This window comes from Microbacterium terrisoli, assembly GCF_030866805.1.
Lineage (GTDB): Bacteria > Actinomycetota > Actinomycetes > Actinomycetales > Microbacteriaceae > Microbacterium > Microbacterium terrisoli.
In genome coordinates, this window is record NZ_CP133019.1 from 1,871,737 (window position 1) to 1,885,853 (window position 14,117).

Consider the following 14,117-nt stretch of genomic DNA (forward strand, 5'->3'; position numbering starts at 1 on the left):
GCCGTCACACCGCAACGGCAGCGCGTTCGCGCGCCTTGACCACCTTCGCGTCGTGCTCCTTGACCCCGACCTCGGTCTCGCGGAACAGCGAGTACAGCGGCGATGCGACGAACAGGGTCGAGTACGCCGCGACGATGATCCCCACGAAGATCGACAGCGAGATGTCGCTGAGGGTCTGCGCCCCCAGCCAGAACGCGCCGATGAACAGAATCGCCCCGACCGGAAGGACCGCCACCACCGTCGTATTGATCGAGCGCACGAGCGTCTGGTTCACCGCCAGGTTGACCGACTCGCCGAATCTGCGGTCCATGTGGCCGGCATCGTCGCGGGTGATCTCGCGGATCTTGTCGAAGACCACCGTCACGTCATACAGCGAATACGCCAGGATCGTGAGGAACCCGATCACCGCCGCCGGCGAGATCTCGAATCCCGCCAGCGCGTACACGCCGATGGTGATCACCAGCACGTCGACCAGGCCGATGATCGACGCCGCAGACATCTTCCAGGTACGGAAGTACAGCGCCAGGATCAGGAAGGTCAGAGCAAGGAAGATCGCCAGGCCCCACAGCGATTGCCGTGTCACGTCAGCGCCCCAGCTCGGGCCGATGAAGGATGCCGTGACTTCCTTCAACTCGACGTCATACGTCTTCGCCAGCGCTTGACTGACGGCCTCGGTCTGCGCCGGCGTCATCTGGTTCGTCTGCACGCGAACCGCGTCCTTGCCGACCGTGGTCACCTTGGTCGTGGCATTCGGAACCACCGAGAGCACCGCAGCGGTCGCCTTGGTCTGATCCGGGTTCGCGATGCTGGAAACGGTGAACTGAGATCCGCCGGTGAACTCGATCGAGAACTGGATGGGCCGGACGAACGGCACCAGCACCGAGCCCAGTACCAGCAGGGCCGCGATGATGAACCACAGCCGACGCTTGGCGACGAACGGGAAGGAGCGCTTGCCCGAGTAGAGGTCGTTGCCGAATTGGCTCATGACGCCCATCAGCGATCAGCCCCCTTCTTGGACGAATCGGTACTGGCCTTGGTGCCGTCGCCGGACGGGCCGCCCGCACCGATCTCGGCGGCGCGCTTGCGCTCGGCGATGGTCTGCCGACGCTCGGCCTCGCCCCGCGATCGGCCGACACGCCGCACGGCGGCGCCCTTGCCTTCGATCGCCGGTGCGCGGAACTGCGCCCGACCGCGATAGACCGCACCCAGCGCTTCGGGATCCATGCCCGACAGACGATGCCCCTCCCCGAAGAATCGGGTCCGAGCGATCAGCTGCATCACCGGGTGGGTGAACAGGATGAAGATCAGGATGTCGATGGCGGTGGTCAGACCCAGCGTGAAGGCGAAGCCCTTCACCGTGGCGTCGGCCAGGATGTACAGCACGACGGCGGCGAGGATGTTGACCGCCTTGGCGATGTAGATCGTCCGCTTCGCGCTGGCCCAGCCGTCTTCGACAGCACTGGTGATCGACTTGCCGTCGCGCAATTCGTCGCGTATTCGCTCGAAGTACACGATGAACGAGTCGGCGGTGAATGCGATCGTCACGATCAGACCGGCGACACCGGCCAGTGAGAGTCGGAAGCCCATCCGCCAGGCCAGGATGCAGAGCATCACGTACGTGATGACGCCCATCACCCCCAGCGAGGCGATGATGATGAAACCCAGCGCGCGGTAGCTGATCAGCGAGTACAGCGCGACCAGGGCGAGACCGATCAGGCCCGCGATCAGGCCGATCTGCAGCTGCTGCGTGCCCAGCGTCGCCGAGATGGTGTCAGAGCTGACCACCTTGAAGCTGAGCGGGAGCGCGCCGTACTTCAGCTGATCGGCGAGGGTCTGCGCGCTCTCCTGGGTGAAGTTGCCCGAGATCGACGGGTTGCCGTCGGTGATGATCGCGCGCATCGCCGGCGCCGAGACGACCTTGCCGTCCAGCACGAAGGCGAACTGGTTCAGCGGGGCCTGTGCGCCGTACAGACGCTGGCTGACCTCGGTGAAGACCTTGGTGCCGGCGGCGTTGAACTTGACCAGCACCTCCCACTGGCCGTTCTGAGAGTTCTGGCCCGAGGAGGCATCCGTGATCGAAGAGCCGTCGAGCTCGGTGGGACCCAAGATGAACTTCTGGCTGTCCTCGAGGTCGCACGTGATCATCGGCTGATCTTTGGGTGCGTTCGCGGGATCGTTGTTCTTGTCCTTGCAGTCGTACGCGAGGAACTGCGCCTGCAGCTTCGGCGTGATCCAGTTGGGATCGCTGGCGTTGCTCGGCGAGGCCGTCGGTGTCGCACGCAGCGTCGCCGCCGGCGACGGATACGGCGTCTCCTTCTTATCGTCGCCGACGAAGCTCGTCGCCGGGGACCCGACGAACAGCACGGGCCGCAGCTGCAGCTGCGCGGCCGCCTCGATCCGCTGGCGCGTCTCTGCGTCGGCCTGACCCGGGATCTGGACCACAATCTGGTTGCCCGACTGCGTCGTGATGTCCGACTCGCCGACACCCGAAGCATCCACGCGCTGACGGATGATGGCAGCGGCCTGGTTCATCTGGTCGTTCGTGGGCGGCTTGCCGTCGACCGTCTGGGCTTGCAGGATGATCTGCGTGCCGCCCTGCAGGTCGAGGGCGAGTTCAGGAGCCCAATGGGCCTGACCCAGCGCCACACCGAGCGTGTTGATTCCGAACAGCACGCCGATGACGATGACAAGGCCCAGCAGTGCACGCCAGGCGTGCCGGACAGGGGTGGATGTGGCCACGGAGGGTCAGCTTTCTCGCGGGGCGAAGCCTGATCAGGCTTCCGAGTCGTCCTTCTTGTCGTCTTGCGCTCGCAGTCGCGCAGCCGTCTCATCGGCAGACTCGATGTGCGTGTCGCCCGACGCAGCCGGACCGTCGAACGCGGGAGCGTCATCGAGCGGCACCGCATCCTTCGGCTCGACCACGCGCAGGATCGCCTGGCTGTGCACCCTGATGTCGACGCCGGGGGCGATCTCGACCACCGCGGGCTGGTCGAGGTTGTCGGGGTCGTACGAGACGATCGTGCCGTACAGGCCGCCCTGCAACAGGACCTCAGCGCCCGGGACGGTCTGGCGCGCCTTGGCCTCCTGCTCGACCTTCTGCTTGGCGGCGCGACGACGAGAACTCCAGAACATGAAGACCAGCAAGACCACCAGGAGGATGATCAGACCGTACTGCGAGAAGAACTGAGCCATGAGGCAGAGTGGACCTTTCGGAAGAGGCACGCCGCGGCGGCGCTGCCTTGAGTGTCGGGGGGAAAGCCTTCAGCGATTATAGGTCATCGAGGTCGAGCGTCCCGCCCGCGGGGCGTTCGCCCAAGTGCGCATACGCTGCAGGCGTAGCGATTCTGCCACGCGGTGTGCGCCCTACGAACCCGATGCGCACCAGGTACGGCTCGACGACGGACTCGATCGTCTCTGCTTCTTCTCCGGCTGTCACCGCGAGCGTGTTCAGACCGACGGGACCTCCCTGGAACCGGTGGATGAGCGCATCCAGGACTGCGCGGTCCAAACGGTCCAGGCCGATCGCGTCGACGTCGTACAGGTCCAGCGCCGCGTCGACGGTGGCGGTGTCGACATCGCCGCCGGTCGATCCGGAGCCGTTCACGACGACGTAGTCCCGCACGCGCCGCAGCAGCCGATTGGCGATGCGCGGCGTGCCGCGCGAACGGCGGGCGATCTCGGCACGCGCGGGCTGCGGCAGCGGGATGTCGAGCATGATCGCTGAGCGTGCGACCACCTGCTCGAGCTCTTCAGGCTCGTAGTACTCGAGGTGTGCGGTGAACCCGAACCTGTCGCGCAGCGGGTTGGGCAGCAGGCCTGACCGGGTGGTGGCGCCGACGAGCGTGAACGGAGCCAGATCCAGCGGAATGCTCGTGGCCCCGGCGCCTTTGCCCACCATGATGTCGATGCGGAAGTCCTCCATCGCCAGGTACAGCATCTCTTCTGCCGACCGCGCCATGCGGTGCACCTCATCGATGAACAGGACTTCGCCCGGTGTCAGACTCGACAGCAGTGCGGCGAGGTCACCGGCGTGTTGGATGGCCGGGCCGCTGGACATGCGCAGCGCACGCCCGCTCTCGTGCGCGACGATCATGGCGAGAGTCGTCTTTCCCAGCCCCGGCGGCCCGGCCAGCAGGATGTGGTCGGGCGGACGCTGTTGGATGCGTGCCGCGTCCAACAGCAGCTGCAGTTGGCCGCGCACCTTCTGCTGACCCACGAACTCGGCCAGCGACGACGGCCGCAGCGCGCCTTCGATCGCGAGTTCGGACTCGTCCTGGGGTTCGGGATCCAGTTCAGCCACGGGGGCTCTCCGCTCGCGCCGGCCCCAGCTGGGCCAGCGTCATCCGCAGCAGTGCGGGCACTTGTACAGACTCGGCCTCCGAGGCATCCCCCATCGCGGCCTCCACCGCCTCGATGGCCACGCGCTCGCTCCAGCCGAGTCCGACCAGGGCTGCGACGACCTGCGTCGACACTCCCGCGACCGCGGCAGGGGCCGCAGCTCCGGTCGCCACCGGTGGCGCGAGCTTGCCGGCCAGCTGCACGACGATCAGTTTCGCCGTCTTCGGTCCGATGCCCGATACCCGGCGGAAGGGCTTGTCGTCGTCGTCGGCGACCGCCTGCGCGATCTGGTCGACCTCCATGGCAGACAGCACCCCCATCGCCGACTTCGGGCCGACGCCGGTCACGCCCAGCAGAATGCCGAACAGTGAGCATTGCGCCCGGTCGGCGAAGCCGAACAGCGACAGTGCGTCTTCGCGGACGATGAGCGTCGTGTGGAGTCGGATCTGCTCGCCGATGCGTGCTGACCGAGCGACATCCGGCGTCACGGACACGGTGAAGCCCATGCCGCCGACCATCACCTCGACGAGGTCCGCCCCGGCGTGCAGCACCGTGCCGTGAAGGGAAGAGATCATGCCCCCAACCCTACGCGAGGCGTCGGACGTTTGTTCGAGCGACACACACCTCATCGCCGGGTGAGGCGCTCCGCATCGGCCCACGCCCGCTGCGCCGGCGTGAGCGGTCCGTTCAGGGCCGGCACCTGCGGTCCACCCCCGCGCCACGCATGGCACAGGGCAAGAGCCAGCGCGTCGGCGGCGTCGGCCGGCTTGGGCAGTTCATCCAGCTTGAGCACGCGCGCCACCATCGTCTGCACCTGCCGCTTGTCGGCATTGCCGTACCCGGTGATGGCCGCCTTCACCTCGCTCGGAGTGTGGGTGGCGGCCGGAATGCCGTGCTCAGCCGCCAGCAGCAGCGCGATGCCGCTGGCCTGGGCGGTGCCCATCACCGTTGCGCGGTTGTTCTGCGCGAACACGCGCTCCACGGCCAGCACATCGGGATGATGCTCGGCAAGAACCAGGCGGATGCCGGCGGCGATCACCGCGAGACGCTGCTCGATGCGCGCGTCGACGGCCGACCGTATGACGCTGACATGCACAAGGCGCGCAGATCGGTCGGGGGCGACATCCACCACCCCCACGCCGCAACGCGTCAGGCCCGGGTCGATGCCGAGCACGCGCAATCGTCTGCCGGCCACGTCCTCAGCCTAGAAGCGCACGACCGGTCCGGCCGGACGCCACGCTCAGTCGTCGGCTTCGAGCTCGGCCTGCACGTCGGCCGAGAGGTCCACGTTGCTGTACACGTTCTGCACGTCGTCGCTGTCTTCCAGCGCGTCGATGATGCGAAAGACCTTGCGTGCCGTGTCGGCGTCGACTTCGACCTTCAGCGATGGGACGAACTCGACGTCGGCGGACTCGTAGTCCAGCCCCGCTTGCTGCAGTGCGGCGCGCACGACGACCATGTCGCCCGCCTCGGTCGTCACCTCGTAGCCCTCCGGGTGCGGCTCGACCTCTTCGGCGCCGGCCTCCAGAGCCGCCATCATGACGTCGTCTTCGGTGGTGCCTTCACCGGTCACCACGATCACGCCCTTGCGGGCGAAGTTGTACGACACGCTGCCGGGGTCGGCGAGGTTGCCGCCGTTGCGGGTCAGTGCGGTGCGCACCTCGGCGGCAGCGCGGTTCTTGTTGTCGGTCAGACACTCGATGAGCAGGGCCACGCCACCGGGTGCGTACCCTTCGTACATGATCGTCTGGTAGTCGACGGACTCTCCCGAGACACCGGCGCCCCGCTTGATGGCGCGATCGATGTTGTCATTGGGCACCGAGGTCTTCTTGGCCTTCTGCACAGCGTCGTACAGGGTCGGGTTGCCGGCCAGGTCGGCGCCGCCCATCTTCGCGGCGACTTCGATGTTCTTGATGAGTTTTGCGAACGACTTGGCACGGCGCGCGTCGATGACGGCCTTCTTGTGCTTGGTCGTCGCCCACTTGGAATGCCCGGACATATATCTCCCGCTTGTCTCGCTTTTTCAGCGCCGCCAAGTCTACGCGGTTTCGCAAACAGGCCTCGATGGCTTCGATTCACCCCTCGCGGTCAGGTGAGCATCTTGTCGACGGTGCGCAGATTGCGTGTGGTCGTGCCGCTCTTGAACGCCGCTCGCGCCAAGACGCGCGCGACCGGTGAATCCGTCGACGTGCCGATCCGGGCGTGCCAGTAGACGACGCCGCTGCCCGGAACGACGCGTTCGTCGTCGCCGTCCAGGGCACCGACTGCCTCCCAGACACGGACTTGCGTCTGCGCGTCGGCGCAGAAGACCACATACGGTTGGCGCGCGGCGTCCTGCGCGTCGAAGGGGAAGGATGCCGCGACCTGGGCAAGCTCGTCTGCCGTGACGAGGATGATCCATGCGTCATAGCCGAAGCGCTCCCGCAGCGCGTCCTGGATGCGCGCCTTCCACAGCGCACGTGCGCCTGGCGCGGTGAACAGCACGTTGCCGCTGGCCAGGACCGTGCGCACATCCTCCGCGCCGAGATCCTCGAAGACGGCGCGCAGGTCTGCGCTGCGGATCGTGATTCCACCCACGTTCACGCCGCGCAGCAGTGCGACCCAGCGCATCCTTTCCCCGTGCGTGCTCTCGCCCCGTGAATTCCCAACCTGCGTGCTGCTGGCCGATGTGGTCATCACCCGAGCGTACGGGCGGTCACCGACGTCGCGCGAGCTCCAACAGCAGACCGTGGAAGCGCGTCTCACCGTTCATCTCGGGGTGGAACGACGTGCCCAGCAGGTTGCCGGCACGCACCGCGACGACGGTGCCGTCCGGCAGGGCGGCCAGCGTCTCGACCCCAGGCCCGACTTCCTCGACCAGCGGGGCGCGGATGAACACCGCATGCACGGGAGGGACTCCCACCGCGGGCACATCCAGGTCGATCTCGAAGGACTCCACCTGGCTGCCGAACGCGTTGCGTCGCACGGTGACATCCAACCCGCCCAGCGTCTGCTGCCCGACGATGGCGTCGGTGACGCGGTCGGCGAGCATGATCAGCCCCGCACACGTGCCGTAGACGGGCATCCCGTCCGCGATCGCATCGCGCAACGGCTGCTGCAGCCCGAACGCGCGGCTGAGCTTGTCCATGACGCTGGATTCCCCGCCGGGGATCACCAGGCCGTCGACCGCGTCCAACTCACCGGGTCGGCGCACGGGCACCACCTCGGCGCCGAGCTCCGTGAGGACGTGCGTGTGCTCGCGCACGTCCCCCTGCAGTGCGAGGACGCCGATCCGGGGCTTACCAGCCACGGTCGGCGAGGCGGTGCGGCGCTGCGAGGTCGGCGACGTTGATGCCCACCATCGCCTCCCCCAGCCCGCGCGAGACCTCGGCGATCACCTTCGCGTCGTCGTAGAACGTCGTCGCCTTCACGATCGCGGCCGCCCGGGCCGCGGGGTCGCCCGACTTGAAGATGCCCGAGCCCACGAACACGCCGTCGGCGCCCAGCTGCATCATCATCGCCGCGTCGGCGGGAGTGGCCACTCCCCCGGCGACGAACAGCACGACCGGCAGCTTTCCGGTGGCTGCCACCTCGGCCACCAGCTCGTACGGCGCCTGCAGCTCCTTGGCGGCGACGTACAGCTCGTCCTTGGTCATCGAACGCAGCTGGTTGATCTCGCCCGAGATCTTGCGGATGTGTTTGGTGGCCTCCGACACGTCGCCGGTGCCGGCCTCACCCTTGGAACGGATCATCGCCGCACCTTCGTTGATGCGTCGCAGCGCCTCGCCGAGGTTGGTGGCGCCGCACACGAACGGCACGGTGAAGTTCCACTTGTCGATGTGGTTGACGTAGTCGGCGGGCGAGAGCACCTCGGACTCGTCGATGTAGTCCACACCCAGCTGCTGCAGCACCTGCGCCTCGACGAAGTGCCCGATGCGCGCCTTGGCCATGACCGGGATCGAGACGGCCTCGATGATGCCGTCGATCAGATCGGGGTCGCTCATGCGCGCCACTCCGCCCTGCGCGCGGATGTCGGCGGGCACCCGCTCGAGGGCCATGACCGCCACGGCCCCGGCATCCTCGGCGATCTTCGCCTGATCGGCGGTGACGACGTCCATGATGACGCCGCCCTTGAGCATCTCGGCAAGTCCGCGCTTGACCCGAGCGGTTCCGGCGGTACGAGTCTCGTCAGCCACGGTGGCACCCTTCTTCGCTGTGTCTTCTTCACTATGCCAACGCATCTCATTGGCCTATGCCAAAAGATATCACGGCGGCTACAGTCATTTCAGGAGGTGTCATGACCATTGCCATCACGGGCGCGACCGCCGCAGAGATCGCCGAGAGCATTCGCGATCTGCGCGACCGCGCCACGCTGTCTCCGGGTGACGTGCTGCCTCCCGTGCGCGCACTGGCCGCGCAGCTGGGGGTCAACCGCAATACGGTGGTCTCCGCATACCGACAGCTCACACAGGCCGGTCTGGTCGAGACGCTGGGCCGCGGGGGCACCCGCATCTCGGACCCGGCTCCCATCGCCCAAGACGGATACGCCCAGGGCAGCGTGCTGCGCGACATCGGAACCGGCAATCCCGACCCCGCACTGATCCCCGCACCGGAGGGCGCGCTGGCAGCGGTGGTCGGTCGCCCCGTGCTGTACGGCGAGCCCGTGATCGACGCCGACCTCGCGCAGTGGGCGCAGGAGTGGATGGCACCGGATGTCGCCCCTGCACGCTTCCGCCTGACCGTCACTTCTGGGGCCGTGGACGCGGTCGAACGCCTTCTCGCGGGGGCTCTCACCCGGGATGACGCGGTCGCGCTCGAAGACCCCTGCTGGCTGGCGGGCATGCACACCGTGCGCCTCGGCGGCTATCGCGCCGTCCCGGTGCCGATCGACGACGAAGGCATGACCGTCGACGGACTTCAGGCCGCTCTCGAACAGGGAGTCCGCGCCGTCGTGTGCACTCCGCGCGCGCAGAATCCGACCGGCGTGAGCGTGACGGCCGCTCGGGCAAGCGCCCTGCGCGAGGTGCTGCGCGAGCACCCGTACGTGCTGATCATCGAAGACGATCACTTCTCGCTGCTGTCGCGGCATCCCTTCCATTCGATCGTGGGACCGGAGCACCGCCGATTCGCCCTCGTGCGCTCGGTGTCCAAGTTCCTCGGCCCCGACATGTGCCTGGCGGTCACTGCCACCGACCCGCGCACGGCGGAGCGACTCGCCCTGCGTCTGAGTCCCGGCACCACCTGGGTCAGCCACCTGCTGCAGCGGCTCGCCCATGCACAGCTGACCGACCCGTCTGTGCGCGCGCAGATCGCGCAGGCTGCCGCGCACTACGCCGCACGGAACGTCGCATTCGCCGAGCGTCTGACGGCGCGAGGGGTGGATGCCGCAGCCGGCGACGGATTGAACCTCTGGCTGTCTGCACCGGGCGGGGCGGCCGCGGCGTCCGCGCACCTCATGCGTCGCGGCTGGCTTGCGCGCACCGGTGACGAGTTCCGGCTGGGCGGGGCGCCCTCGGCGCACCTGCGGATGACCGTGCACGACCTCGCCGACGCCGACGCCGAACGTCTCGCCGACGACGTGGCGGCAGCGCTGGGCGGGACCCAAGACGGGGCGCAGGCAGCCGTGGCGGGCCTCTCCGGCACGCATGGGATGATCGACCGGTGACTTTCCTCTCCATCCAGTCCGCGGTCGCATACGGCCACGTGGGCAACTCGGCCGCCGTATTTCCGTTGCAGCGCATCGGCGTCGACGTGATGCCCGTGTACACCGTGAACTTCTCGAACCACACCGGCTACGGCGCCTGGCGCGGTCCGATGATCAGCCCGGACGACGTACGCGAGGTCATCACCGGCATCCAAGAGCGCGGCGCGCTCGGCGAGGTCGACGTCGTCCTCAGCGGCTACCAGGGCGGCGAGGGCATCGCCGACGTGATCCTGGATGCCGTGGCACGGGTGAAGTCCGCCAACCCCGACGCCGTCTACGCGTGCGACCCGGTGATGGGCAACGCCGCGTCGGGCTGCTTCGTGGCCCCTGCGATCCCCGATCTGCTGCGCGACCGCGTCGTGCCGGCGGCTGACATCATCACCCCCAACCAGTTCGAACTGGGGTATCTCACCGGCACCGAGCCCACGGATCTGGCCAGCACCCTGGCCGCGGTCGACGCCGCACGCGCGATGGGTCCGCGCACCGTGCTCGTCACGAGCGTCGTGCGACCCGACCGCCCCAGCGACACGATCGAGATGCTCGCCGTCGACGACGAGGGCGCGTGGATCGTGCGCACTCCCCTGCACCCGCTGAAGGCCAACGGCTCAGGCGATGTCACGGCCGCACTGTTCACGGCGCACTACCGTGCCACCGGCAGTGCGGCAACGGCCCTGGCACGCACGACCTCCAGCGTGTGGGATCTGCTGCGGCTGACCCACGAGTCGGCCAGCCGCGAACTGCGGCTCGTCGAAGCACAGGAGTTCTACGCCCACCCGCGCGTGCAGTTCGAGGTCGCCCGGGTGCGCTGAACCGCGACCGCGCTCACCAAGCGTCGGCGACGGCCTGGCGCACTTCTCCGAGCAGCTGCGGCAGAGCCTTCGTGCGCGCGATGATCGGGAAGAAATTCGCGTCGGTGGCCCACCGCGGCACGATGTGCTGGTGCAGATGCTCGTCGACGCCGGCGCCGGCGACCCGGCCCTGGTTCATGCCGATGTTGAACCCGTCGCAGTTGGACACGTCACGCAGCACCTTCATGGCATGCTGCGTGATCGAGGCGATCTCGGCGACCTCTTCGTCGGTGGCCTGGTCGTACGTGGCCACGTGGCGGTATGGGCAGACCAGCAGGTGCCCCGAGTTGTAGGGGAAGAGGTTCAGCAGCGCGTAGGCGCTCGTGCCGCGATGCACGATCAGCCCGTCTTCGTCGCTCTTGTGCGCCGCGGCGCAGAACGGGCAGTCCTCGTGCATCGCCTCGGCACCGGCCTGAATGTAGACCATGCGGTGCGGAGTCCACAGCCGCTGAAAGCCGTCCGGCACCCCGGGCAGATCGCCGGAGAGGCTCATCTCGGGGGCGGCTTGGGCATCCTCTGCCATCAGACCAGGTCCGTGTCGGTGTTCACGAGCGCCTTGCCGTCGATGGCGCCGCGGATCAGTCGCACGGCCTCGTCGACGGGCACGCCGTTGCGCTGCGAGCCGTCGCGGAAGCGGAACGACACTGCGCCGGCTGCCCGGTCCTGCTCGCCGGCGATGAGCTGGAACGGCACCTTCTGGGTGGTGTGCGTGCGGATCTTCTTCTGCATGCGGTCGTCGCCGTGGTCGACCTCGGCGCGCACCCCCGCGGTCTTGAGCCGGGCGATGATCTCGTCGAGATAGTCCGCGTACTCTTCGGCGACCGGGATGCCGACGACCTGCACCGGCGAGAGCCACACCGGGAACGCGCCCGCGTAGTGCTCGAGCAGGATCGCGAAGAAGCGCTCGATCGATCCGAACAGCGCGCGGTGGATCATCACCGGGCGGTGCTTCTCTCCGTCCGGACCGGTGTACTCCAGCTCGAAGCGCTCGGGCAGGTTGAAGTCGAGCTGCACGGTGGCCAGCTGCCATGTGCGACCGATCGCGTCTTTCACCTTGAGATCGATCTTCGGCCCGTAGAAGGCGGCTTCGCCGGCGACCTCGGTCAGCTTCAGACCGGATGCCTGTGCCACGCGCCGCAGGGCGTCGGTGGCAACTGCCCAGTGCTCTTCGTCGCCGATCCACTTGGACTTCTCGTTGTCGCGCATCGACAGTTCGAGTTCGAAGTCCGTCAGCCCGAAATCGCGCAGCATCGACAGCACGAAGTCGAGGACGCTGGTCGCCTCGTCCTCGAGCTGGTCGGGGGTGACGAAAAGGTGCGAGTCGTCCTGGGTGAAGCCGCGCACCCGGGTGAGCCCGTGCAGCGCGCCCGACAGCTCGTTGCGGTACACGGTGCCGTTCTCGTACAGCCTCATCGGCAGGTCGCGGTAGCTGCGTGCCCGCTCCCGGTAGATCAGGATGTGCATGGGGCAGTTCATCGGCTTGAGGTAGTAGTCGACGCCCTGCTTGGTGATCTCGCCGTTCTCGTCGCGCTCCTCGTCGAGCCGGATCGGCGGGAACATGCCGTCCTTATAAGTGACGAGGTGGTTCGACGTGAGGAAGAGGTCCTCCTTGGTGATGTGCGGCGTGTACACGTAGGTGTAACCGCTCTCACGGTGCCGGCGCAGCGCGTGCTGCTCCAGCTCCTGCCGGATGATGCCGCCCTTGGGGTGCCACACCGACAGGCCGGAGCCGATCTCTTCGGGGAAGGAGAACAGGTCGAGCTCTTTGCCCAGGCGTCGGTGGTCGCGCTTGGCCGCCTCTTCCAGCCGCTGCTGGTAGGCCCGCAGCTCGTCCTTGGTGGGCCACGCGGTGCCGTAGATGCGCTGCAGCTGCGGGTTCTTCTCGCTGCCGCGCCAGTACGCGCCCGCGACGCGTGAGATCGCCCAGCCGTTGCCGATCAGTCGGGTGCTGGGCAGGTGCGGGCCACGGCAGAGGTCCTTCCACAGGGTTTCGCCGTCGCGGCCGACGTTGTCATAGATGGTCAGTTCGCCCGAACCGACCTCGACGGTGGCGCCCTCGGTCTTGGCAGCGTTCGGGCCCTTCAGGCCGATCAGCTCGAGCTTGAACGGCTCGTGGGCGAGCTCGGCGCGGGCTTGGTCGTCGGTGACGACCCGGCGCACGAATCGCTGTCCCTCGCGCACGATGCGCTGCATCTCTTTGTCGATGGCTTTGAGATCTTCGGGGGTGAACGGCTCGGGCGTGCCGAAGTCGTAATAGAAGCCGTCGGTGATCGGCGGGCCGATGCCGAGGTTCGTCTGCGGCTTGATGCGCTGTACCGCCTGGGCGAGCACGTGCGCCGTCGAGTGCCGCAGGATGTTCAGTCCGTCGGGGCTGTCGATGGTCACCGGTTCGACGACGTCGGATGCATCCACCGTGGAGGCGAGGTCCTTCAGGTCGCCGTTCACGCGCATCGCGACCACGGAGCGGTCCGAGAAGAGGGCGAATCCGTCGGCGGGGTACGACACGTCCGACGCAGGGGTGAGGTCAGTCACGGGAGTTCTCCAAGAAGAATGGCTCGGGATGGCTCAGCTTCGCGACACGCATTGGCGTCGCTGCCCGCTCGGGCCTAGAGCGTTCGCCGCACGCACACCACGACGGCGGTCGGGCGGTTCCAGGCGACGAGCTCCATGGCTTCGAGTCTAGTCGCGTGCCGTGTCCCGCTCAGGCGACGATCAGATCGACCTGGATCTCGCCGGCGAGCAGCTCGAGCTGCGCGACCACCGCGTGCACGTCCGCGCCGTCGGCTGCGCGAGCGGTCACCGTCGCCTCGAACAGCTCACCACCGGCCATCGGCGCGGCAGTGGTGCGGCTCGTGAACCGGTCGATCGACAGCCCTCCGGCCACCAGCACGTGCGTGACCTCACGCACGATTCCCGGCCGGTCGTTGCCGAGCACGGTGAAGGTGACCTTGTCTCCGGCAGGCGGGGCCTCGGCGTGTCCACGGTACGGCGTGATCGCCAGCAGCCCTTCCATCTCCGAGAGCGAGTCGGTCAGCGCATCGGCGCGATCTTCCGGCACCTCGACCATCACGATCCCTGCGAACGCGCCGGCCAGCTCGGCCAGCTCGCTGCGCTCCCAGTTGCCGCCGTGCTCGGCGATCAGATCGGCGAGACGCTGGACCAGACCTGCGCGGTCGTCGCCGACCACGGTGAGCACGAGGTGAGCCATGGGCCCGAGCCTACTGCGCAGCGCCGCCGCCACGGGGCGG

The 14,117-nt window shown here is 67.8% G+C and carries 15 protein-coding genes; 2 read left to right on the forward strand and 13 right to left on the reverse strand.

Going from position 1 to position 14,117, the window contains the following annotated elements; genetic code table 11:
* Nucleotides 1-4: 4 nt before the first annotated feature.
* The 10 genes from secF to pdxS form a co-directional block, all read right to left on the reverse strand.
* Nucleotides 5-994 carry a protein translocase subunit SecF gene (gene secF / locus QU603_RS08015; protein WP_308490875.1) on the reverse strand — a complete coding sequence of 330 codons (990 nt, stop codon included), beginning with the start codon at nucleotides 992-994 and terminating at the stop codon, nucleotides 5-7.
* Nucleotides 994-2,739: a protein translocase subunit SecD gene (gene secD / locus QU603_RS08020; protein ID WP_308490876.1), complete on the reverse strand. Its 1,746-nt coding sequence runs from the start codon at nucleotides 2,737-2,739 to the stop codon at nucleotides 994-996. Before secD ends, secF begins: the two co-directional genes overlap by 1 nt.
* Nucleotides 2,740-2,772: 33 nt before the next feature.
* Nucleotides 2,773-3,192 carry a preprotein translocase subunit YajC gene (locus QU603_RS08025; protein WP_308490877.1) on the reverse strand — a complete coding sequence of 140 codons (420 nt, stop codon included), beginning with the start codon at nucleotides 3,190-3,192 and terminating at the stop codon, nucleotides 2,773-2,775.
* A 76-nt stretch (nucleotides 3,193-3,268) separates the two neighbouring features.
* Nucleotides 3,269-4,300 (reverse strand): Holliday junction branch migration DNA helicase RuvB, encoded by a 1,032-nt coding sequence (gene ruvB / locus QU603_RS08030; RefSeq protein ID WP_308490878.1) that lies wholly within the window; start codon nucleotides 4,298-4,300, stop codon nucleotides 3,269-3,271.
* A complete protein-coding gene (gene ruvA / locus QU603_RS08035) occupies nucleotides 4,293-4,913 on the reverse strand; it encodes a Holliday junction branch migration protein RuvA (RefSeq protein ID WP_308490879.1) in 621 nt (206 codons plus the stop codon). Before ruvA ends, ruvB begins: the two co-directional genes overlap by 8 nt.
* A 50-nt stretch (nucleotides 4,914-4,963) precedes the next feature.
* Nucleotides 4,964-5,533, reverse strand: a complete 570-nt coding sequence (gene ruvC, locus QU603_RS08040) for a crossover junction endodeoxyribonuclease RuvC (protein WP_308490880.1) — start codon at nucleotides 5,531-5,533, stop codon at nucleotides 4,964-4,966.
* Nucleotides 5,534-5,578: 45 nt separating this feature from the next.
* Nucleotides 5,579-6,337, reverse strand: coding sequence for a YebC/PmpR family DNA-binding transcriptional regulator (locus QU603_RS08045; protein WP_308490881.1), 759 nt, complete (start codon nucleotides 6,335-6,337; stop codon nucleotides 5,579-5,581).
* Between the two features lie 89 nt (nucleotides 6,338-6,426).
* Nucleotides 6,427-7,014: a DUF1697 domain-containing protein gene (locus QU603_RS08050; RefSeq protein ID WP_308490882.1), complete on the reverse strand. Its 588-nt coding sequence runs from the start codon at nucleotides 7,012-7,014 to the stop codon at nucleotides 6,427-6,429.
* A gap of 19 nt (nucleotides 7,015-7,033) precedes the next feature.
* Entirely contained in the window at nucleotides 7,034-7,627 is a 594-nt protein-coding gene (gene pdxT, locus QU603_RS08055; protein ID WP_308490883.1) for a pyridoxal 5'-phosphate synthase glutaminase subunit PdxT, read from the reverse strand.
* Nucleotides 7,617-8,513 carry a pyridoxal 5'-phosphate synthase lyase subunit PdxS gene (pdxS, locus tag QU603_RS08060; protein WP_308490884.1) on the reverse strand — a complete coding sequence of 299 codons (897 nt, stop codon included), beginning with the start codon at nucleotides 8,511-8,513 and terminating at the stop codon, nucleotides 7,617-7,619. Before pdxS ends, pdxT begins: the two co-directional genes overlap by 11 nt.
* Before the next feature lie 101 nt (nucleotides 8,514-8,614).
* On the opposite strand from pdxS, the gene QU603_RS08065 reads away from it, so the two are divergent.
* Together QU603_RS08065 and pdxY are read left to right on the forward strand one after the other, a co-directional pair.
* On the forward strand, nucleotides 8,615-9,982 hold the full coding sequence (locus tag QU603_RS08065; protein ID WP_308490885.1) for an aminotransferase class I/II-fold pyridoxal phosphate-dependent enzyme: 1,368 nt from the start codon (nucleotides 8,615-8,617) through the stop codon (nucleotides 9,980-9,982).
* Nucleotides 9,979-10,830 carry a pyridoxal kinase PdxY gene (gene pdxY, locus QU603_RS08070; protein ID WP_308490886.1) on the forward strand — a complete coding sequence of 284 codons (852 nt, stop codon included), beginning with the start codon at nucleotides 9,979-9,981 and terminating at the stop codon, nucleotides 10,828-10,830. Before QU603_RS08065 ends, pdxY begins: the two co-directional genes overlap by 4 nt.
* 13 nt (nucleotides 10,831-10,843) lie before the next feature.
* On the opposite strand, the gene QU603_RS08075 is transcribed toward pdxY, so the two are convergent.
* The 3 genes from QU603_RS08075 to QU603_RS08085 all read right to left on the reverse strand — a co-directional run bounded on the left by QU603_RS08075 (nucleotide 10,844) and on the right by QU603_RS08085 (nucleotide 14,077).
* Nucleotides 10,844-11,392: an HIT family protein gene (locus QU603_RS08075; RefSeq protein ID WP_308490887.1), complete on the reverse strand. Its 549-nt coding sequence runs from the start codon at nucleotides 11,390-11,392 to the stop codon at nucleotides 10,844-10,846.
* Nucleotides 11,392-13,320, reverse strand: a complete 1,929-nt coding sequence (gene thrS, locus QU603_RS08080) for a threonine--tRNA ligase (RefSeq protein ID WP_370655351.1) — start codon at nucleotides 13,318-13,320, stop codon at nucleotides 11,392-11,394. Before thrS ends, QU603_RS08075 begins: the two co-directional genes overlap by 1 nt.
* A 250-nt stretch (nucleotides 13,321-13,570) precedes the next feature.
* Nucleotides 13,571-14,077, reverse strand: a complete 507-nt coding sequence (locus QU603_RS08085; RefSeq protein WP_308490889.1) for a glycine cleavage system transcriptional repressor — start codon at nucleotides 14,075-14,077, stop codon at nucleotides 13,571-13,573.
* Nucleotides 14,078-14,117: the final 40 nt, after the last annotated feature.

Bases quoted from the DNA above. Each gene is read 5' to 3' on its own strand.
- QU603_RS08065 (WP_308490885.1), top strand. From the start codon at position 8,615: ATGACCATTGCCATCACGGGCGCGACCGCCGCAGAGATCGCCGAGAGC.
- QU603_RS08085 (WP_308490889.1), bottom strand. From the start codon at position 14,077: ATGGCTCACCTCGTGCTCACCGTGGTCGGCGACGACCGCGCAGGTCTG.
- QU603_RS08025 (WP_308490877.1), bottom strand. From the start codon at position 3,192: ATGGCTCAGTTCTTCTCGCAGTACGGTCTGATCATCCTCCTGGTGGTC.
- QU603_RS08050 (WP_308490882.1), bottom strand. From the start codon at position 7,014: ATGACCACATCGGCCAGCAGCACGCAGGTTGGGAATTCACGGGGCGAG.
- QU603_RS08075 (WP_308490887.1), bottom strand. From the start codon at position 11,392: ATGGCAGAGGATGCCCAAGCCGCCCCCGAGATGAGCCTCTCCGGCGAT.
- thrS (WP_370655351.1), bottom strand. From the start codon at position 13,320: ATGCGCGTGAACGGCGACCTGAAGGACCTCGCCTCCACGGTGGATGCA.
- ruvA (WP_308490879.1), bottom strand. From the start codon at position 4,913: ATGATCTCTTCCCTTCACGGCACGGTGCTGCACGCCGGGGCGGACCTC.
- QU603_RS08045 (WP_308490881.1), bottom strand. From the start codon at position 6,337: ATGTCCGGGCATTCCAAGTGGGCGACGACCAAGCACAAGAAGGCCGTC.
- secF (WP_308490875.1), bottom strand. From the start codon at position 994: ATGGGCGTCATGAGCCAATTCGGCAACGACCTCTACTCGGGCAAGCGC.